General features: G+C 33.0%; 18 protein-coding genes and 1 riboswitch. Of the genes, 4 read left to right on the forward strand and 14 right to left on the reverse strand.

The genetic code is table 11. The features are described from left to right. Position 1: 1 nt before the first annotated feature. From HMPREF2801_RS01260 to HMPREF2801_RS01285, 6 genes are all read right to left on the reverse strand, one after another. The gene (locus HMPREF2801_RS01260) at positions 2–244 is read right to left on the reverse strand and encodes an RNA-binding S4 domain-containing protein (protein WP_070610204.1); all 243 of its coding nucleotides are present in this window, start codon (positions 242–244) and stop codon (positions 2–4) included. A 96-nt stretch (positions 245–340) separates the two neighbouring features. Beyond that, on the reverse strand, positions 341–619 hold the full coding sequence (locus HMPREF2801_RS01265; protein ID WP_019124088.1) for an HU family DNA-binding protein: 279 nt from the start codon (positions 617–619) through the stop codon (positions 341–343). 133 nt (positions 620–752) lie between these two features. Further along, on the reverse strand, positions 753–1,670 hold the full coding sequence (locus HMPREF2801_RS01270) for an SAM-dependent methyltransferase (RefSeq protein ID WP_070610205.1): 918 nt from the start codon (positions 1,668–1,670) through the stop codon (positions 753–755). 130 nt (positions 1,671–1,800) lie between these two features. Beyond that, a complete protein-coding gene (locus HMPREF2801_RS01275; protein WP_070610206.1) occupies positions 1,801–2,754 on the reverse strand; it encodes a histidine racemase CntK family protein in 954 nt (317 codons plus the stop codon). A 116-nt stretch (positions 2,755–2,870) separates the two neighbouring features. Beyond that, complete coding sequence (metK, locus tag HMPREF2801_RS01280) at positions 2,871–4,043, reverse strand: methionine adenosyltransferase (protein WP_070610207.1); 1,173 nt, start codon at positions 4,041–4,043, stop codon at positions 2,871–2,873. 121 nt (positions 4,044–4,164) lie between these two features. Then, a riboswitch (SAM riboswitch) is annotated at positions 4,165–4,257 on the reverse strand. 42 nt (positions 4,258–4,299) lie between these two features. Beyond that, positions 4,300–5,253 carry an AEC family transporter gene (locus HMPREF2801_RS01285; RefSeq protein ID WP_070610208.1) on the reverse strand — a complete coding sequence of 318 codons (954 nt, stop codon included), beginning with the start codon at positions 5,251–5,253 and terminating at the stop codon, positions 4,300–4,302. 86 nt (positions 5,254–5,339) lie between these two features. Here HMPREF2801_RS01285 and HMPREF2801_RS01290 point away from each other — a divergent pair, with 86 nt between their 5' ends. From HMPREF2801_RS01290 to HMPREF2801_RS01305, 4 genes are all read left to right on the forward strand, one after another. Further along, complete coding sequence (locus HMPREF2801_RS01290; protein ID WP_070610209.1) at positions 5,340–6,248, forward strand: hypothetical protein; 909 nt, start codon at positions 5,340–5,342, stop codon at positions 6,246–6,248. Positions 6,249–6,280: 32 nt separating this feature from the next. Beyond that, entirely contained in the window at positions 6,281–6,490 is a 210-nt protein-coding gene (locus HMPREF2801_RS01295) for a DUF1858 domain-containing protein (RefSeq protein WP_019124082.1), read from the forward strand. Positions 6,491–6,555: 65 nt separating this feature from the next. Continuing rightward, on the forward strand, positions 6,556–8,559 hold the full coding sequence (locus HMPREF2801_RS01300) for a YcdB/YcdC domain-containing protein (protein ID WP_070610210.1): 2,004 nt from the start codon (positions 6,556–6,558) through the stop codon (positions 8,557–8,559). A gap of 64 nt (positions 8,560–8,623) precedes the next feature. Beyond that, a complete protein-coding gene (locus HMPREF2801_RS01305; protein WP_070610211.1) occupies positions 8,624–9,631 on the forward strand; it encodes a polysaccharide deacetylase family protein in 1,008 nt (335 codons plus the stop codon). A 434-nt stretch (positions 9,632–10,065) separates the two neighbouring features. Here the strand turns inward: HMPREF2801_RS01305 and gltX are convergent, their stop codons facing one another. The 8 genes from gltX to HMPREF2801_RS01350 form a co-directional block, all read right to left on the reverse strand. Next, on the reverse strand, positions 10,066–11,541 hold the full coding sequence (gltX, locus tag HMPREF2801_RS01315; protein ID WP_070610213.1) for a glutamate--tRNA ligase: 1,476 nt from the start codon (positions 11,539–11,541) through the stop codon (positions 10,066–10,068). Between the two features lie 15 nt (positions 11,542–11,556). Beyond that, entirely contained in the window at positions 11,557–13,119 is a 1,563-nt protein-coding gene (locus HMPREF2801_RS01320; RefSeq protein ID WP_070610214.1) for an S-layer homology domain-containing protein, read from the reverse strand. Positions 13,120–13,190: 71 nt separating this feature from the next. Continuing rightward, positions 13,191–14,516, reverse strand: coding sequence for an NCS2 family permease (locus HMPREF2801_RS01325; RefSeq protein WP_070610215.1), 1,326 nt, complete (start codon positions 14,514–14,516; stop codon positions 13,191–13,193). 140 nt (positions 14,517–14,656) lie between these two features. After that, positions 14,657–15,295 (reverse strand): ABC-2 transporter permease, encoded by a 639-nt coding sequence (locus tag HMPREF2801_RS01330; protein WP_070610216.1) that lies wholly within the window; start codon positions 15,293–15,295, stop codon positions 14,657–14,659. After that, positions 15,292–15,912: an ABC-2 transporter permease gene (locus HMPREF2801_RS01335; protein ID WP_070610217.1), complete on the reverse strand. Its 621-nt coding sequence runs from the start codon at positions 15,910–15,912 to the stop codon at positions 15,292–15,294. The genes HMPREF2801_RS01330 and HMPREF2801_RS01335 overlap by 4 nt, the downstream gene beginning before the upstream one ends. Further along, positions 15,909–16,748, reverse strand: a complete 840-nt coding sequence (locus tag HMPREF2801_RS01340) for an ABC transporter ATP-binding protein (RefSeq protein WP_070610218.1) — start codon at positions 16,746–16,748, stop codon at positions 15,909–15,911. Before HMPREF2801_RS01340 ends, HMPREF2801_RS01335 begins: the two co-directional genes overlap by 4 nt. After that, complete coding sequence (locus tag HMPREF2801_RS01345) at positions 16,745–17,125, reverse strand: GntR family transcriptional regulator (RefSeq protein ID WP_070610219.1); 381 nt, start codon at positions 17,123–17,125, stop codon at positions 16,745–16,747. The genes HMPREF2801_RS01340 and HMPREF2801_RS01345 overlap by 4 nt, the downstream gene beginning before the upstream one ends. Before the next feature lie 139 nt (positions 17,126–17,264). Beyond that, complete coding sequence (locus HMPREF2801_RS01350) at positions 17,265–19,961, reverse strand: cation-translocating P-type ATPase (protein ID WP_070610220.1); 2,697 nt, start codon at positions 19,959–19,961, stop codon at positions 17,265–17,267. Positions 19,962–20,014 lie beyond the last annotated feature (53 nt).

Genomic DNA, 20,014 nt, shown 5'->3' on the forward strand with positions numbered 1-20,014 from the left:
TTCAGTCAATTCTATCGTAAAGAGTTTCTGCATCCTTCTTGCTGTTCACATCAGATATGTCTTTAACCTTGACTTTGATTTCTCTTTCGCCAAGTTTTAAAGTAATAATATCATCCACATTGACATCATCTGCTGGCTTAGCAACTTTGTCATTTATTTTGACAAGTCCCTTTTCGCAAGCTTCCTTTGCGATAGTCCTTCTCTTAATAAGTCTTGAGTTTTTTAAAAATTTATCTAATCTCATAATTCACTCCACTATGAATATATCAAAAAAACTAGAATAATTCAATACTTATAAGAAATTTGAGTATAAAAAAAGAAGGCCTCGCCTTCTCTTTTATTACTTATTAACAGCTTCTTTAAGAGCTTTACCTGATCTGAAAACTGGTGCTTTAGATGCAGGAATTTTAATAACTTCTTCTGGATTTCTAGGGTTTCTTCCTTCTCTAGCTTTTCTTTGTCTAACTTCGAAAGTTCCAAATCCAACTAATTGTACTTTTTCTCCCTTAGCAAGAGCTTCTTGAACTGAAGAAATAAATCCGTTTAAAGCTTGTTCAGCGTCCTTTTTAGTAAGACCTGATTTTTCAGCAATGTTTGCTACTAATTCTGATTTGTTCATTTTATATCCTCCTTGAAGATTTTTTATAATCTTTTCTTAGAATTGCAATGTTTCAGAAAACATTAGGCACTCATTGGGCGCGCAAACCTAAGACTGTTACAATTATAACTCATGTTGAGTTTATTTTCTACATTTATTTTAAAAAAATCGCTATTTTATCCAATTTTTTATATATTTCTTCATAAATTTGTCGTAAATCTATTAGACCATCCCTGTCCTTTAACAAAATTAAGAAAAATAAGATGGATAAAAGATCTTTTTCCTCTTCATAGTCCATGGAAATCGACTTAGATTTTTCTAAAATTTCTTTTTTTATACTTTCAAAATTTTTATCATCTAAATAAATATCTTTTTCACTAATAATAGAAGAAATTTTATTTAAAATCATGTTAAAATTTTTGCCCTGACTTCTTGGAATGTAGACACAGGACTGATGGTTGTAGTCATCAAGTCTTGGAAGTTCATAAATTTTTACCTCTCTTAAGATCTCCTCTGGGAGTCCTGCATTAGTAATAACATAGGCTAAATCCTCTTCATCATAAACTTCTTGCAACAAGAGAGATAAATCTGATGCAATTCTCTTGTTGTAAACTTGAGTGATTAGGGTGTCCCTTCTTGTGTCAAAGTCAAACTTATCTGCATCTGAATCTAAAAACAAAAGTCCATCCACTGCATCCCTTCCCACTGCTGCCAAAACTGGCTCAATAAAAGAAATGCCATTTACTATATTTATTTCAACTTCTCTTTCTATTAGGAACTTCACAGTTTTTTCTGCAACCAGAGGAGTACCGGGCACAAAATAATTTATGTCTTGATCTTTAGATTTTTCAATTAAAATTTCTACGATTTTATTGTAAACTTCATCAAAACTTTCCATTTCATCATAGAGATAGTCAAAGGACTCATAATTTATCTTATTTTCTTCAAAAAAAGAAATAGAGTCATGCCTTTCTGTCCTCAAGAAATTTTTATTTCCATTTTTCATAATTTTTACTGCCTCAAGAGTGAGATCTTTGGCAGAAGTAGACCCAAGTCCAACAACATTTATCATTTTTATCACCTCTTATATTATAGCAACTAAGCTTAAAAAAATCTTTTATTGTCTGCACTTTTAGTCAAAAAAAAGAGAGGTCGCCCCCTCTTTAAATCTTTTATAAAATTTTCTTCAATAAATTTAAAAATTAATCAAAGCCAAATTTTTTTCTCATTATTTCAAGTTCTTCGTCAGTTAAGTCGCTTTCGTCTACAACTTTTTCTTGTTCTTCAGCCATTTGTTTTTTTCTTTCTTCAACAATTTTGTCGTGTTCAGCAATTACGCTGGCAACAACATCTTGTGGAATGTCAATTGATTTCTTTTCTACTTCAGATAGTTCAACTTCTCCACCTACACAAAGCTTTTTGCCGTCTTCAAATTCATAGACAAAGACTTCAAGCTCACCTGCTGGGTTCTTAATGGAAATTTTATAATCTTCATCAAGACCATCTATGTCATCTTCAAGATAATTTACAGTGGCAACTGTGCCTGAACCGCAAGAAGATTCTCTAAATAAGGTGTCTGAACCTTCTACATAGACAAAGGGTACAATTTCTAGCTTTTCCTTGTCAAAGAAAATTACTCCATAGGCTTCGTCCTTGTAATCTTTTTTAAGAACTTCAAGGGCATCTTGGACAAATTTTTCATCTTCTTTTTCTTCAACAATTAGATGACTAATCCCAGGTAGCTGAATGAGTTTGTAGTCCCCACCCTTAACATTTACAGTCTTCTTTGCAAGTGGTGCATCCATTGCAACATAAGCCTTTTGATTTTTCACATCAGCTATTACATCAGTAGTTCCTTCGTGACCACTTACATAGACTTCAATGTCAACAAGTCCATCAGTGTCATAGAAGCCTGCAGAATAAAGTCCATAGGCCCTAGTTGCATTGGCACAAAATTCTCCACCCATCATGTCCATTCTAAGTGGTGCACCTTCATAGGCTGGTGAAATAAATCCAACTTGTTCAACATCCTTATCTATTTGTTCAATTATACACTTTGTATAAGCTTTTCTATAGCCTGGATAAACTGGTGCTACTACAAAGCCAGTAATATTACCACAAGGGTTAGCCCTAAAATATTTAAAACTTTTCTTCATAATCATCCTCTTCTCGAATCTAAACTTTATCTTACATTTTTATTATAACATACTAAGTTAGTGTTTTTTACTCAACAAGCTTTTTGTACCCGATTTTTTCTTTTTAACTCACTTATTTATTTTAAATATTTTTTTAAATCTTCTACCCTGTCTGTCTTTTCCCATGGAAGGTCTAAGTCATCTCTTCCAAAGTGACCATAGGCTGCAGTTTGTCTATAAATTGGTCTTAGAAGGTCAAGGTCGCGAATTATTGCAGCTGGTCTCATGTCAAAGTTTTCCATAATAATTTTTTCGATTTCTTCGTCAGATAATTTGCCAGTGCCAAAAGTTTCTACATAGACTGAAGTTGGTCTGGCAATACCAATTGCATAGGCAAGTCCAATTTCAACCTTGTCTGCAAGTCCTGCTGCCACAAGATTTTTTGCAATGTATCTTGCATAATAGGCTCCAGATCTATCTACCTTTGTTGGATCTTTACCTGAGAAAGCTCCTCCTCCATGTCTTCCAAAACCACCGTAAGTGTCTACGATTATTTTTCTGCCAGTAAGCCCAGCATCTGCCATTGGTCCACCAATTACAAATCTGCCTGTTGGGTTGATGAAAAATTCTGTGTCCTTGTCAATTAAGCCTTCAGGCACAACTTTTTCTACAACTTCTCTTATTATATCTTCTCTAATTTGTTCCATTGGAACTTCTGGTGCGTGTTGTGAAGATACTACAACATTTTTAAGTCTTAAAGGCTTGTCGTCTTCGTATTCAACAGTTACTTGAGTCTTGCCATCTGGTCTTAGGTAGTCCAGTGTTCCATTTTTTCTCACTTCAGTAAGTCTTCTTGCAAGCTTGTGGGCAAGAGAAATTGGAAGAGGCATTAACTCTTCAGTTTCATTGCAGGCAAAGCCAAACATTATTCCTTGGTCTCCTGCTCCAAAGGCGTCAAGTTCATCTACTCCAGCTTCCTTAAATCTGTCAACGCCCATGGCAATGTCAGAAGATTGTTCTTTAATTGCAGATAAAACTGCACAAGTTCTTCCGTCAAAGCCATACTTAGCTCTGTTGTATCCAATGTCTTCTAGGACTTCTCTTGCTGTCTTTTCAAAGTCAACATAAGTGTCTGTTGAAATTTCTCCAGTTATAACTATCATTCCAGTGGATGCCATAGTTTCGCAAGCCACTCTAGCCTTTTTATCTTCTGCTAAAATTTTATCTAATATAGCATCAGATATTTGGTCACAAACTTTGTCAGGATGTCCTTCAGTAACGGACTCTGAACTAAATTGCCATTTTTTCATTTTTAATTCCTCCATTTTAAATACCTTTGATTTAATGTATGAATTAATTTTTTGTCTTTATATTTATTTTGAAATACTAATCCATAAAAAAAATCCTCACGCAAAAAGTGAGGACCATTAAACCTCATCTTTCAGATAAAAATCTGTGGGATTTAGCACCAACTAGGTTGCCGGGTTTCAAAGTGCCCATTCACTCCACCACTCTCAATAAGGTATTATTTTTTATTTGTAGCTTGATTATAACATCAATATTTACTTAGTGCAATAGATTAAAATAATTCATTAAAGAAATTCCTACAGGATAGGTAATAATACTCATGATAAAACTTAAAGTTATTACCTTTGATGCAAATTCATAGTCAGATTTCATTTGCTTAGTGAAAATAAAACAGTTTGCCGCACAAGGTGTTGCCCAAAAGACATAGGCTATGCCCAGTTCCATGTTTGTAAAGCCAAGCTTAACTCCAATTGGTATAAGCAGTGCCGGAGCTATAACTGTCTTGATAAAGGCAGAGATAAACATGAGCTTAAAGTCGGACTTTGAAGATTCAAAATTTAAACTTGCCCCAATTAAGATGAGAGACATGGGCGTAGAAATTTTTGCCACCATCTCTATTGCCTTGTCCACTCCTTGATATACAGGAAGCTGCAAGAAATTAAATATTGCACCCACAACAACACCGGCGATCATTGGATTTTTTAAAATTTTTATAAAAATATCAATAAAAGAAATTCTCTTGTCCTCTGCTTCACTGTAATAAGTTAAGAGAATTATTGCAGATATATTGTAAAGTGTGAGACCAAAGGCAATTATGACTATCATGTGCTCCATGGAAGGCGCACCATTATAAATTATGTCTAAGATTGGAAAGCCAACATAGACAAAGTTTGAGCGATAGGCGCAGTGGACAAAGGCAGATAATTTTTTCTTGTCCTTAATCCTCAAAGCCTTGGCAATAATTATTGAAATAAAAATTACAAAAATTACTCCCAAGAGTATATATGCCACATATTTTGGATGCAGGGAGACAATCCTTGCATTTTTTATGTCGTAAAATAATTTAAAGGGAAGAGCTAGATAAAAGACTATCCATGTTCCCTTGTCCACAAAGTTGTTATCTATGTATCCCCTTTTTTTTGCGAAGTAGCCTAGGAGCAAGACAAAAAAAACAGGTGATACTATATTAAATCCTGTTAATAAGTTTTCCATTTAATCACCACTATAAATTATAGGTTAAATATTTTATCTTGTCGAGAGCCATCTTTTAAAATACAATAGACTTGGGAGGTAATAATATGAAAAAAATTCTAGGCCTTGTAGCTTCATCACTTATTTTATTTACAAGTGTAAATGTCTTTGCTGGCGCAAAAGTTTCAAGCCAAAGCATTGTGCTTGACGGCAAAGACACTGGCGTTAAGGGCTACAATATTGAGGATAACAATTATTTTAAACTAAGAGATGTTGCTGCACTTCTTGATGGAAAAGATGCTGAGTTTAGCGTAAGCTACGATAAGGAGAGGTCAAGTGTCATCATAAACAGCAAGTCCGACTACACAAAAACTGATTCTGATTTAAGTCCTCTAAAGGATAGCGACAGCGAAGTAAAAAAATCCTTTCACAATATTATTGTAAATGGAGTTAGACATTCACTTAATGTCTACACTATTGACGGTTACAATTATTTTAAGCTTAGAGAGTTGGGACAAACTATTGGCTTTGTAGTTGACTACGACCAAAAAAACAATAAGGTGACAATTGACTCAAGGGCAATTGAACCCAAGGCCATTTTAAACAATCAAGTTGAAATAAAAATACTTGATTATAAAGCAAGCTATGAAGATAAAAGTCTTGACATCTTAAAGGATCCAATCTTAGATATTGATAAATTTTTAGGAAATATCAACAATAGTATTCTAGCTACCAAGGATGAAGGACAAGTTAACGCCGAGGCAAAATACATTAAATCAGAAAAAATTGTTGAAGTTCTTCCAACTTCAACTAAGTACAATGGCAAATTCACTTACAAGCCTTATATTCAAGTGACTCAAGGTGAAAAGTCTGATGTCTTCCCTTATACTTCTAAGTTTGAAGTAGCAAAAACTTTGGCTGCCAAGGGTTTTGATTCTACAAGTGAATTTGAAATCTCTCTTGGTGGAAAGACTGAAGATCATTTTATTAAATACTCATCTTTTAAATATAAATAAGATTGGGTATAATCTAATAGGAGGTGTTTACATTGGAAATTAAAAAAGAAATGTTAATTGGAGAAATTCTTTCAAAAAAGCCTGAATCAATTGGCACTTTAATGAGCTTCGGCATGGGCTGCATTATGTGCCCATCTTCTCAAATGGAATCTCTTGAAGAAGCTGCCATGGTTCATGGTATAGATCCTAATATGCTTGTAGCTGCACTTAATAAAGATAGCAAAGAAGAAGCAGAAGCTTAATTTAAGCTAATTTGAAGGGGCAGATGCCTCTTCTTTTTTACATATTTTTACTGTGGAGGAATATTATGAAACACAAAAAATTTATTATTGCTGCATCGGCTTTATTACTTCTTTCACCCACTTTTGCAAGTGAATTAAGTAAGAACAAGAATGTCATGAATGATGAAGCAGTTTCTGTGGAAGTTACTGCAAAGGAAAAGGAAAAAGTTGAAAAAATTAAAAAAATATTTAATATCACAGGAGATTATAAATCTTTTACAATTTCAAAAGACCCACTAGATAGCGACACTGGAAGCAAATATTTGAATAAGCTTGTTAAGGGCAAATATATCGAAATGTATAGATGGTCCGATGAAAATCTTGGAGGAATAGACATAATCTACAACAGTGATGGCGAATTTATTTCCTATAACAAGTGGACAAATGATGGCGAACAAGACAAAAAAGTTATCGCTAAAGATGAAGCGCAAAAGATGGCTGAGGATCTTTTGAAAAACTTAATAAAAGATTTTGACAAAAAATACACTCTTTCTAATTATGAAGTTTTTAGGGGAAGTGGCGACATAAACATAACTTATCAAAGAATTGTAAATGAAGTTCCACTAGCTGATACCTTTATAAGCGTAAATATTGATAGCCGTTATGGCCAAGTAAGCAATATTTATTCTACGGGTGTAAATTCCTATGCTTATTCTTTTTTAAAGGATTCTGCTTTTAAAAAGGACAATAAAATAAGTTTAGAAGATGCCAAAAAAATATTCTTAGAAAAATCACCTCTAATTCTTTCCTATAAAATTAACGAAAGAAATGACAGTGTAGAAAAAGTTTATCACACAAAAGTTGCTGATATTGATGCAAAAACTGGCGAAATTGTTAAAGAAAAGACAGATATGAACTTTATGCCTTATGCGAAGGCTGAAGAGGCAATGGATTCCAGTGGTTTAACAGAAACTGAAATTAAAAAAATTGATGGGCTTAAAGAAATTAAATCAAAATCTGATGCAAAGAAAAAGGCAATGGAAATTGTGGGTAAGGATTTTAAAATTGCAAATATTGCTCTTTACTCTGACGATGACAATTATTATTACAGAATGACTCTCGAAAAAGAAAAGAACTATGGAAACATTGTTTTAAATGCAAAAAATTTAAAATTAGTTAATTTTGACATTTGGTCTGATAAAAAAGATCCTGAAAACAAGGTTAAAGAAGAAGATGCAATAAAAACTGCAAAAAGTTTCCTTGAAAAATATGGAGACAAGAGTGAATTAAACTTAGAAAAAATCACGGTTGAAAAATCAGATCTAGGTACAAATATTTTCTTCCCTAGGTATGTAAGTAAGATACCTGTAATTGATGAAGGTGCTAAAATTTTTGTGAGTGGCGACAATGTCGTAACAACTTATGATAAGAATTCATCTAAGCATGATTTTGATAAAGCAGAAAATATTGATTTCACAATGGAAGAAGCAAACCAAATTTATTTGAATTCAAAAAATTTTGGTTTGAAATATGAAATTACCGACAATGGTCCAAGGCTTTTATATGGAACAATTAAAAGGATTGAACCTATAATTGGAAAAGATAAAATTTTGAGAGACTCCTTCGGCGAAATAGTTAATTTCAAAGAACAAATTAATTACGAAGACTTTGATCAAGCAAAAAATAAGGAAGCTTTAAATTCTCTAAAGGAAATGGGAATTGGATTGATTGGAAAAAATTTATGTGACAAAGTAACCTATAAAGAATTTTATTCTCTAATAGCAGAAGATTATGGAAAAGATCCTTATTATAAATCAAGATTTGGCATTGACTATAAAGCATTAAAAGACAAAAATATCACAGAAAAAGATATAGTTAAGAGTTTAGTTATAAATAATGATCTGGAAAAATTTACAAAAGCAAAAAATATTTTTAAAGATGATTTGTTTAAAAATCAAAAATCTTTAGGCGACTATGAAAAATATTATATTGTGGCAAAGGGCTTTGGCTACATTGATAAGGAAATAAATCCAGATAAAGAACCAAGTCTTGAAGAAGTTTTATACCTTATCTATAACTCAATAAAGTAATTGTAATTCTTTTGTAATTGCAAGTTGCCTCCCACTGATGTATATTATCAGTGGGAGGTTTTTTATGACCCAAACAAATTATGATAAGAGAAAAAAATTAAGAAGGCAAAAAGCAAGAAGGCGAAAGAGAATAAGACAAATAATTTCTATTTCAATTTTTGCCCTAATCCTTATTTTTATATTTTCAAAGATTTTTTCTGCAATAAAAAAACCAAAGGATGAAATTTCTCCTGCCCTTATGTGGTACTATGCCAATGAAATTAACAAGGACAGACCTAGAAAATACTATTACGATCCTGAATATATTTCCAACGTAGCACTAGATCCTCTACTTCGCATGGAAGATGAATTTATAGTTAAGGGGTCTAATCACTTGAAGAAAGTCGATAAATTTGCCTATGACACAAAGGAAATTCGCCAATACATTACAAAAAATAATTATGGTGGGGACAAAAAAATTGTATTCTTGACCTTTGATGATGGACCAAACAATACTATAACTCCACAAGTTTTAGATATACTAAAAAAAGAAGATGCTCGTGCAACTTTCTTCTTAGTAGGCAAGTCCATTGGAGATAAAACGGCAGGTCAAGTTCGCCAAATTTTAAGAAATGGAAATGCCATTGCCACTCACTCCTTTAGTCACGACTACGACTATCTCTATCCAGGAAGAGTAGTTAGTCCTGAAAGAGTTTATGAAGAAATCACTAAGACTAATGAAAGACTAAAAAATATTCTAGGACCTGACTTTCACTCCAGCGTCTTTAGGTATCCTGGCGGCGAAATGTCTTGGCAAAACACTGATGCAAGTGACGCCCTCTTGGAATCAAAGGGCATACACTGGATTGACTGGAACTCACTTGTTGGCGATGCAGAAAAAAAATCTGTGAGACCAACTACAGTAAATGGTTTTGTATCTTATCTTGACAAAAGTCTTAATGAAAATAAAAATACAAAAATCGCCGTTGTCCTTGCCCACGACGCAAAAAATAAACAACTTACAGCTGACTCACTTACTTCTGTAATAAAATATTTTAGAGACAGAGGTTACGAATTTGGAGTTTTAAAATAATTTCAAACTTATACAAGAACTTCATAAAAAATAAGAGGACTGATTTCAAATGATTAAAAAAAAGAAAATAATTAAAATCGGATTTTTATTCTTCTATTACTTATTATTTGTGAATAGTTTTGGATTATTATCCGAAAATTTTTCAATTTTTCCAAATTGGAATTTATTAATTAATTATCTCGGTCTTAGTTCAAAAGATTTAAGTATATTTTACAATTTTAGATTTTCTATTTTTAGCTTAGTCCATATTATAATTTTAATCACACAAATAATTTCCATAATTATTGGAATACTTATTATTGTTGAAGTTTCTAAATTGTATAGTTCTTTTAAAGAATAGTTTTAGTTTTGTTTTTATGGCAAATTTTAAGAGGGAAGATTTACTTATCTCCCCTCTTATTTTTTATACATAATTTAATTTTATCTAATTCAAATTAAAGTGAATTTTTAATTTTTTCTGCTCTTTCAATTAATTTATCCTTGCCTAAAAGATAAATAATATTTTGCATTTCTGGTCCGTGAACATTTCCTGAGATTGCAGCTCTTACTGGCATGTAAAGTTTTTTGCCCTTTACTCCAGAATCCTTTTGCACTTCCTTCATTAGTCCCTTGGCAGTTTCCATGTCTATTTCATCATGAGATTTTACAATCTTTATAAAGGAGTCAAGAAGTGCAGGCACATGTTCTTGTGCAAGTTCTTCCTTAGCTGAATCTTCTGTTATTTCAATGTCACCAAATAAGAAATCAATGTGTCCTGGTATGTCTTCTAACTTGTCGCAAGCTTCTCTCACTGTGTCAATTAAAATCTTATACCATTCAAAGTTTCCTCTTATTTCTTCTTCAGTTAAAAGTCCTGATTTTGTGACAAATGGAATTGAAAGCTCAGCTAACTTATCTAAGTCGTAGGACTTCATGTAGTGAGAGTTAACCCAGTTTAATTTATCTGTGTCAAAAATTCCTCCAGACTTTCCTACTCTTTCAAAGGAGAATTTTTCTATTAATTCATCCATTGTCATAATTTCTTCCCCATCTTCTGGTGACCAACCAACAAGAGCAAGATAATTTACAATTCCTTCAGGCAAATATCCTCTATTTCTAAAGTCTTCAACTGAAACATCTCCTTGTCTCTTTGAGAGTTTTTTTCTGTCCTTATTTAAAACAGTTGGAAGGTGAACAAATTCTGGTGCATCCCAGCCAAAACATTCATACATAAAAACATGCTTTGGAGTTGATGGAAGCCATTCTTCTCCTCTTACAATGTGAGTGATGCCCATTAGGTGGTCATCAACAATTACAGCCAAGTGATAAGTAGGAAATCCGTCAGATTTCATCAAAACTTGGTCGTCAATTTCGTCTGTGTTTATTGTAACTTTGCCACGAACAGCATCATAAAATGTTATGTCCTTGTTTTTAGGAAGTTTTAGTCTAACAACATAGTCTTCGCCTGCTGCAACTCTCTTCTTTGCTTCTTCAAGAGGAATACCACGACAAAGTCCATCGTACTTTGGAACCTTTCCCTTAATTCTTTGTTCTTCACGAAGATTGTCTAGTCTTTCCTTAGAACAAAAACAATAATAAGCAAAGCCCTTTTCAATTAATTCATCAACATATTTTTGATAAATTTCTAGTCTATTTGATTGAATGTAAGGTCCACAGTCTCCTACATCTGTAATCTTTCCATCTTTTACAAATACACCTTCATCGTGAGTGATGCCTGCCCATTCAAGGGATTCAATTAAATTTTCTATGGCACCTTCCACATATCTAGTTCTATCTGTATCTTCAATTCTCAAAACAAATTTACCGCCATTTTTCTTGGCAAATAAATAATTATATAGGGCAGTTCTTAATCCACCAATGTGTAAATAACCTGTTGGTGATGGTGCAAATCTTACTTTAATATCTGACATTTTCTTCCTCTCTCCTTATTTTGCTGTAATTTCTATAACTTGATAATAAGCCCAGTGATCTCTCTTTAGATCCTTAAATGGGTTCTTTGAATATTTATCTAAGAAAGATTTATTTATCTTTCTATCTAAAACTTTGTTAAAAATTGTGGCAGCTTCTGCCCTTGTGATTTTTTCATTTGGTTTAAATACATTTTTAGATTTACCAACCATAATTCCATGACTTGACAATGTGTTTATGGCATCACTTGCCCAAAAATCTTCTTTAACATCTTTAAAATCAATTGGATTATTTCCAACTTGTAATTTTAAATAATTTGCCATCATGCTAGCAAATTGAGCCCTTGTCATTGCTTCTCTAGGTCTAAAAGTTCCATCTTTATAGCCAGAAATTAAACCCTTTTTTTCAATGAATACAATATTGTCATAGAACCAATCACTTTCCTTTATATCCCTAAAAGAAGATATATCATTGGCAGCTGCCTTGCCATCAATTATTCTTTTTAAAACTGAAGCAGCTTCAGCCCTTGTAATTTTTTCGTTGGGAGCGAATCTATCCTTTGAGACACCTGACATATATGGTAGCCTAATAACTTCAATTGACTTTTGAAGTTCTTCTAAGGATTTATTAATTTCATCAGTGGAAACCTCGTTTTTTACAACAATATATTCAGCTGATGCAATTGCAGCGCGAATTCTCTTTTCATTGACATTACTTGTCTTAGCAGTAGAAAGATTTTTTGCAAAATCAACATAATCAGTTAGTTTTTCAAGAGTTTTAATTGTGCTGTAAAGCTCTTTTTCATCATTGTTGTCATTTACAAGTTCACTAGATTTTTTAGATTCAATCTTAGCTTTAACAATATAGTCTAAGCTTGCCTCTTTGTCTTTAGTTTCAGCAACTATCCTAATTATAGAGCCTTCCTTTAAATCTAAATTTTCAATTTTAAAATTGCCTTCTTCATCAGAAAGTGCATTGGAAACAACTTTTTTATCAATTGCCACCCTAACCATTGCATTTTTTTCTGTCTTTCCAACAATTTCACTAGAGCCATCGTAGACATCCTTTATAGAAAGAACACCATTTTGAGTTTTTGTTGAAGACTCAAGATTTTTTTGATCGCTCTTAGTTTCTCCACCCTTGTCAACATAAGAAAGAACAAAGGAATTTTTTAAATTTGAACTAGAGCCAACGTCATTTTTTACCTTAGTTTCAATTTCAAGATTTAATTTGTCTCCCTTAATGATAGAAAGGTCATTGGCATTTATTGTAATAATATTTTGGTCCTTACCCTTAATAGAAGTCTCTCTAATGTCAAGTTTACCTTGAGATTCTTCTTGGTCTAAAAATTTTGAATTCTTAACTTCAAGAGCACTGTCTAATAAAAGAGTTACAGAAAATGAAGAATACTTCTCTTTGTAATTTTTTGGCAAATTGACAATTAAATTGTACTTCAAAGAGTCCCCACTTTTTACTTCAGAAAGAGCAGGTTGCTCCAAGACAACTTGAATATCCTCAGCTGCAAAAACATTTACAAAAAGTGTAAAAGCCATTATTATGTATAAAAACATTTTTTTCATTAAAAACGCCCCCTTAATACTTTTATTATACTAAAGGGGCTTAAACAATTCAATAAATGAGTATTTAAAGATTAAAAAGCTAGTAATGGTCTTAAATATCTTAGGGTAAAGATTATAGCCAAGATATACATTACAGGGCTAACTTCTTTTCCACGACCTGTTGCTACTTTTAATATTACATAAGAAATCATTCCAACTGAAATACCTTCTGCAATTGAATAGGCAAAGGGCATTGTAACCATTGTCAAAAAGGCTGGCACTGATTCTGTGTAGTCATCTAATTTTATTTGGTTAATTGGACTGATCATAAATAGTCCAACCATAACTAGGGCAGCTGATGTTGCTTGAGCTGGCACAATTGAAAATATTGGGAATAAAAATAATGACAAGAGGAAGAAAAAGGCACAAGAAAGTGATGTAAGTCCTGTTCTACCTCCGTCAGCTACACCAGATGCTGATTCAACAAAAGTTGTAACTGTAGATGTTCCTAGAAGTGCTCCCACAACTGTACCAATGGCATCAGATAAAAGGGCACGACCAACTCCTGGTAGGTTTCCATCTTCATCAATTAAACCTGCCTTTGTGGCAACGCCAGTTAAAGTTCCCACAGTGTCAAATAAGTCTACAAATAAAAATGTAAACATTACTGAAAACATGTCAAAGGTAAATAAATCTCCCCAATGAAGTTTAAAGGCAACAGGAGCAAGTGATGGTGGAAGTGAAAATAACATTCCTCCTGGAAGATGTGTAACTCCTAAAATAAGTGCAAGGACAGTTCCCGTTACTATACCGTATAAAAGAGCTCCCTTTACATTTTTTGCTGTAAGAAAAGCCATTACCATAAGTGAAACTATAAAGACTACTGAAGGTCTTGATGCAATTTCTCCAAGGGCAATTAAAGTTGCATCGTTATTTACAATCATGCCAGATGATGTAAGACCAACTAAAGTTATAAAAAGTCCAATACCAACAGATACTGCATTCTTAAGTGACATTGGTATTGAAGTAAATATTGCTTCACGAATGTTGAAGAAGCTCATAACTATAAAGATGATACCTTCTAAAAATACTGCAGTAAGTGCATAGGACCAGTCGTGACCCATGGAAAGGACTACTGTGTATGTGAAGAAAGCATTAAGCCCCATTCCTGCTGAAAGTGCGAAGGGCAAGTTTGCAAATAAGCCCATAAAGAGCATGGCAATAATTGAAGCAACTATGGTCGCAGTGAAAACTCCACCCTTGTCCATTCCAGTTTCAGATAACATATTTGGATTTACAACAAGAATATATGACATGGTCATAAAAGTTGTAAGTCCTGCCAAAAATTCTGTCTTGGCATTAGTCTTTCTCTCACTTAGAGAAAAAGTCTTTTCAAAAAAACTTGAATTTGTTTCCATTTTTTTCCTCCTTTATAAATTCATTTTTAATTCTATCACATTGAAAGGCAAATGACACAAGGATGGTAAAGTTTTTATTTTATAAATTTACAAATTAAAAAGGACTCTTGATATCAAAAGTCCTTTGAGTCTATAATTTTTTAAAAATCTTTTTTCTCCACTATTATTCTAGAGACTGTATAAATTATTATAATGAAAATAATTAAAGATAAGGATAAGACAAGCTTACTACTTCTATTAATTATTCCTATAAAAAATCCTGCTGGATTCTTTCCAAACTTATCTAATATAGGAAGTAGAGCTGGCGAAGATGTAAAAATTGTTCCAATGCCACTTGTTTGTCCAAAGTAAAGGTAAATTGGAATACTTATAAGATAATATGCCATTACAAAAAGCATAATAAAAAATCCAAGGTTAAATTCAATTCCATTTATTTCAACATCTTGCATGATGTAATAAATTAATATTGAATCTATTATAAAAATCATAATGATCTTTATAAATTTTACATTTATTAGGTCAGCTCTTGTTGAACCAAGAGTCAAAAGGTAGGGTTTGCTCTTATCTATAATCATTCCTTCGCTGGATATTATATATAGGACATAGTGAATTAGTAGGCTTATAATAAATAATAGGGTAAAAGCTCTATCTGAATAGAAAGAAAATTCCACTGACTTTAGTCCTATAGTCTTTAGGGAAAATATCATTGCAATAAATATGAAATAGGCGATGATAAATTTTTTTCTAATTTTAAAATCATTTAGTAAAAGTAATTTCATACTATTCCCCTCTCCCTCAAATATTTTGTGGAAAACTTGTAGTCTAACTTAAAGGACAAAATGCAAATTATTATTGAACCTATAATAAAGGCAGGTCTGTAGTTTAATAAATTTTCGTAATAGGCTGCGTAGGTCATGGCAAAAAATATTCCTAAGCCTACAATCAAAATACTGTAAAGAAATACAACTATTCCCTTTTTATATTTTGTAAAAACAATGTGACTAAGGCTAAGTGCCATAAAGTCTAGGGCAATAAATATACTTAGATAAAGATTTATCATAAAATTTTTATCTTCATCAGCACTAATAATTAGTCCAATTAAAAAAACAAGAGTGGTTAAGATAAATATTATTAGATTTTTTATAATTTTTGCATGAGAATAGTCTTCTAAAGAGACTGGCATAGTCATGAACTTTTGAAAATCTTTAAAGTTATCTCCAAAGACACCTTGTGCCCTAATGATAAATATCATTGTAAGAGTCCATTGGCTAAAAAATCTGTTGAAGGCTTGTCCTGTTATCAAAAAACCAATAAAAAGTATGGAAGTAATAAATATAACAATTGGTAGGGCAAGTTTCTTTACAAGTTTAAAGTCATTATATAAAACTGCTTTCATTGTTCACCTCTTGATAAAAATATCATTATGTCCTCCACACTGGCCTTATCAACAACTTCATTGGGATAAAATTCTTTGAAAACTTGGACATTTTTTATCAAGGCTTCTGTTGAGTATTTATTTTTTCTTGTCTTTAAGATAAAGTCTCCATAATTTTTTAAATTTTCTTCAGACGTTTTTAGGATTCCATATTTTTCTATTAGGGAGTCCTTTTCATCGTATAAGATTACTCTTCCCTGGTGGATATAAATTATATAGTCTGCGATTTTTTCTATGTCAGACAAGATGTGTGATGAAAATAAAATTGTCCTGTCTCCATCTCTCATGTAGTCAAATAAAAACTCAATAATTTCGTCGCGAATAACTGGATCAAGTCCAGAAGTTGGCTCGTCAAAAATTAATAATTCTGGCTGGTGACAAATTGCAGAAATTATTTTTAATTTCATCAAGTTTCCTGTGGAAAGTTCGCTTAACTTCTTGTCCCTTGGCATCTTAAATTTATCTGCACAGTCATAAAATACTTCTTCATCAAAATTTTTGTAGGCAACTTTTAAAATGTCTACAACATCTTTTATCTTAAAGGTATCGTTGAAGAAGGAGTCAGGTATCACTGCCCCAATTTTTTCAAAAGATTCTTTATGAATTTTTTCTCCAAAAACTTTTATGTCGCCTTGGTATTTGTATAAATCTAAAATACATTTTAAAAGAGTTGTTTTTCCTGCACCGTTTTCGCCAATTAGACCTATAACTGCTCCCTCTGGTATTTCTAAACTGTCTATATCAAGTTCAAAATCCTTAAATTCTTTTTTCAAATTTTTTATTTCTACTACTTTCATAGTTCACCCACTTCGTCTAATGTCTTTAAAATTTCTTGCAATTCATCTATGCCAATGCCAGAAGCCTTGGCAACTCTCATTGCGTCAGTAAAATATTTTTCTATCTCTGCAAGAGCATTTTCTCTTACAACTTCTTCATTTAATTTTTTTACAAAGGAACCCTTTCCTGGCATGGAATAAATGTAGCCCTCTTGCTCCAAGTCATTGTAGGCACGCTTTGTCGTTATGACAGAAACCTTTAGGTCGCTGGCAAGAGTCCTCATACCAGGAAGAGCTTCGTCTGCTCTTAGTTCACCAGCAACAATTTGAGCCTTGATTTGATTTTTTATTTGCTCGTAAATAGGAAGGCCGCTATCATTTGAAATAATAATTTTCATATCACACCACCTTTAAGTGTATATACTTTATATCTACACTATAGTCTCGCCTGATAAATTTGTCAAGGCTTTTAAAAATTTTTCTCCAATAAAAAAAGCCGGCAGAGAATTTTCCCTGTCGGCTTTACAATTAAATTATTTATTTTTTCTTAAATCTAACTTTCTTTTGAATTTCTCCAGCTACTAGTGGAATAAGTGATGCTCCAAGTACAACTGCGATTTCTCTTGGTCCTAAGTCCATTAGTCCAAAGGCATCGTTTAAGACTGGTACATAAATTACAACTAGCATTAGCATGAAAGAGAATAGAGTCGCAAACACTAACTTTTTATTTGTAAATACTCCAAGTTCAAATACAGTCTTGTCAATTGATCTTGATGTGTATGATCTTAAAAGTTCACAAATAATTAGGGTTGAAAATGCCATTGTTCTTGCATGGTGTAGTCCTTCAGCTTGTCCAAACCACTCAAGTCCAACAAGGTATGCAAGAAGTGTTGCTACCGTAATTGCAATAGATTGAATTGCAACTGTAATTTTTATTTCTGTATCAAGGATTGGCTCGTCTGGATCACGTGGTGGTTCATCCATTATATCAGCTTCTCCTCTTTCAACTCCAAGTGCAAGAGCTGGGAAGGAATCTGTTACAAGATTAAGCCAAAGTAATTGAATTGGAATTAGTGGCACTGGCAAGTTCATTAAAATTGAAATTAAAACTATTAAAACTTCTCCCAAGTTACAAGAAAGGAGATATGCAACGAATTTTTTTATGTTGGAATAAATTATTCTTCCTTCTTCAACTGCATTTACAATTGTTGCAAAGTTGTCGTCTGTCAAAATTACTTCTGCAGTATTTTTTGCAACATCTGTGCCTGTAATTCCCATGGCAATACCAATATCTGCCTTTTTAATTGCCGGTGCGTCATTTACACCGTCACCAGTCATAGCTGTTATGTGACCATTTTGTTTTAGGGCTGTAACAATTTGAACTTTATTTTCTGGTGAAACTCTAGTGTAGACAGATTTTTCCTTTACGATTTCTCTAAGTTCTGTCTCAGACATTTCGTTAAGTTCTCTACCCATTATTGCTTCATCGTCATGCTCAGCAATGCCAAGGTCCTTGGCTATAGCAAGTCCTGTTTCAAGATAGTCGCCAGTAATCATAATAGGTCTAATGCCAGCTGACTTACATTCTTTTATGGCAGCCTTGGCTTCTGGTCTTGATGGGTCAATCATTCCAGTAAGTCCAACAAAGACCATGTCCTTTTCTATGGTATCTGATGTGATTTCACTTGGCATATCGCTATGTTTTCTATAAGCATAGCCTAAACATCTTAGGGCCGATCTTGCAAATTCACTGTTCTTTTCTAAAATTTCTTTTCTTAATTTTTCGTCAAGTTCAACTTCTTTTCCATCAATTAAAACTTTTTCGCATCTGTCAAGGACAACATCAGGTGCTCCCTTGGTAAAGGATGCAATGCCCTCAAAAATTTTGTCGTGGAAAGTTGTCATCATCTTTCTGTCAGAGTCAAAGGGAATTTCTTCCAATCTGTCAAAATTTTTATAAAGATTATCCAGTCCATTTCCTGCCTTTTCTGCAAAAGTAAGAAGGGCTCCTTCAGTTGGGTCTCCAGTGATAGAAGCTTCACCATCCTTTAGCTTTAATTTTGCATCATTAGTTAAGGCTGCAATTGATGATAAAATCTTTAAATTTTCATCTTCATCAATTGTGACAACTTCATCTTTTTTAGTGACATCGCCTTCTGGAGAGTAACCAGTTCCAGTTACATGATAAACTTGTCCGTCAGTAAACACTTTTACAACTGTCATTTCATTTTGTGTAAGTGTACCAGTTTTATCAGAACAAATTACTGTTGTTGTACCTAATGTTTCAACTGCCAAAAGTTTTTTTACTATGGCATTTTTTTCTGCCATCTTGCCCATGCCAATAGAAAGTACAATTGTTACAATGGCAGGAAGTCCTTCAGGAACAGCTGCAACTGCAAGGGAAATTGCAGTCATAAACATATCTAGTGGGTCATGCTTGTAAATTAAGCCAACTCCCATTACCACTGCACAGATAACTATTACTAAAATTCCAAGAGTTTTGGAAAGTTTTGCAAGTTTTCTTTGAAGTGGAGTTTGCTCATCAGAAACTGTTGCAATAGAAGTTGCGATTTTACCAATTTCTGTCTTGTGACCAGTTTCTATAACTACTCCCATGCCTCTTCCATAAGTTACAATAGTTGAAGAATAAGCTAAGTTTTCTCTATCGCCAATTTCCATTTTGCCATCATAAACTGCATCAAAGTGTTTTTCAACTGCCACAGATTCACCAGTAAGTGAAGACTCATCGATTTTTAAATTTGATGATTCAATTAATCTTAAATCTGCTGGGACAATATCTCCAGTTTCGAGAACAATTATATCTCCTGGCACTAATTTATTTGAGTCAACTTCTTCGTGATCTCCATCTCTTATTACCTTTGCCTTTGGTGAAGACATTTTTTGCAAAGCTGCAATGGCTTCTTCTGCTTTTCCCTCCTGATAAATTGAAAGAAAGGCATTTACAATTACAATGGCAATTATAATTCCTGCATCGAGAGCTTCTCCTACAAAAATAGAAACAAGAGCTGCTGCAATTAAAATAATTATCATTGGGTCAAAAAATTGCTCCTTTAATTTTTCTCCAAAGGATTTTTTCTTTTCCTCTGCTAGAGCATTTTCCCCATACTCTTCTAGCCTTTTTTTGGCTTCATCTTCACTTAGTCCCCTCTCCTTTGTGGTGGAAAGATTCTTTAGGACCTCATCAGGCGACTGATTATACCAATTCTTTTCCATAATTCCTCCTTATAATAAATGCAAAATAAAATCATAACCACCGGCTAAGCCGG

The organism is Peptoniphilus sp. HMSC062D09, from assembly GCF_001811425.1.
Classification (GTDB): Bacteria; Bacillota; Clostridia; order Tissierellales; family Peptoniphilaceae; genus Peptoniphilus_A.

Coding starts and splice junctions, on each gene's coding strand:
- HMPREF2801_RS01260 (WP_070610204.1), bottom strand. CDS start 244: ATGAGATTAGATAAATTTTTAAAAAACTCAAGACTTATTAAGAGAAGG.
- HMPREF2801_RS01265 (WP_019124088.1), bottom strand. CDS start 619: ATGAACAAATCAGAATTAGTAGCAAACATTGCTGAAAAATCAGGTCTT.
- HMPREF2801_RS01345 (WP_070610219.1), bottom strand. CDS start 17,125: ATGAAAATTATTATTTCAAATGATAGCGGCCTTCCTATTTACGAGCAA.
- HMPREF2801_RS01275 (WP_070610206.1), bottom strand. CDS start 2,754: ATGAAGAAAAGTTTTAAATATTTTAGGGCTAACCCTTGTGGTAATATT.
- HMPREF2801_RS01270 (WP_070610205.1), bottom strand. CDS start 1,670: ATGATAAATGTTGTTGGACTTGGGTCTACTTCTGCCAAAGATCTCACT.
- HMPREF2801_RS01350 (WP_070610220.1), bottom strand. CDS start 19,961: ATGGAAAAGAATTGGTATAATCAGTCGCCTGATGAGGTCCTAAAGAAT.
- HMPREF2801_RS01320 (WP_070610214.1), bottom strand. CDS start 13,119: ATGAAAAAAATGTTTTTATACATAATAATGGCTTTTACACTTTTTGTA.
- gltX (WP_070610213.1), bottom strand. CDS start 11,541: ATGTCAGATATTAAAGTAAGATTTGCACCATCACCAACAGGTTATTTA.
- HMPREF2801_RS01335 (WP_070610217.1), bottom strand. CDS start 15,912: ATGAAAGCAGTTTTATATAATGACTTTAAACTTGTAAAGAAACTTGCC.
- HMPREF2801_RS01325 (WP_070610215.1), bottom strand. CDS start 14,516: ATGGAAACAAATTCAAGTTTTTTTGAAAAGACTTTTTCTCTAAGTGAG.
- HMPREF2801_RS01300 (WP_070610210.1), top strand. CDS start 6,556: ATGAAACACAAAAAATTTATTATTGCTGCATCGGCTTTATTACTTCTT.
- HMPREF2801_RS01305 (WP_070610211.1), top strand. CDS start 8,624: ATGACCCAAACAAATTATGATAAGAGAAAAAAATTAAGAAGGCAAAAA.
- HMPREF2801_RS01330 (WP_070610216.1), bottom strand. CDS start 15,295: ATGAAATTACTTTTACTAAATGATTTTAAAATTAGAAAAAAATTTATC.
- metK (WP_070610207.1), bottom strand. CDS start 4,043: ATGAAAAAATGGCAATTTAGTTCAGAGTCCGTTACTGAAGGACATCCT.
- HMPREF2801_RS01290 (WP_070610209.1), top strand. CDS start 5,340: ATGAAAAAAATTCTAGGCCTTGTAGCTTCATCACTTATTTTATTTACA.
- HMPREF2801_RS01340 (WP_070610218.1), bottom strand. CDS start 16,748: ATGAAAGTAGTAGAAATAAAAAATTTGAAAAAAGAATTTAAGGATTTT.
- HMPREF2801_RS01285 (WP_070610208.1), bottom strand. CDS start 5,253: ATGGAAAACTTATTAACAGGATTTAATATAGTATCACCTGTTTTTTTT.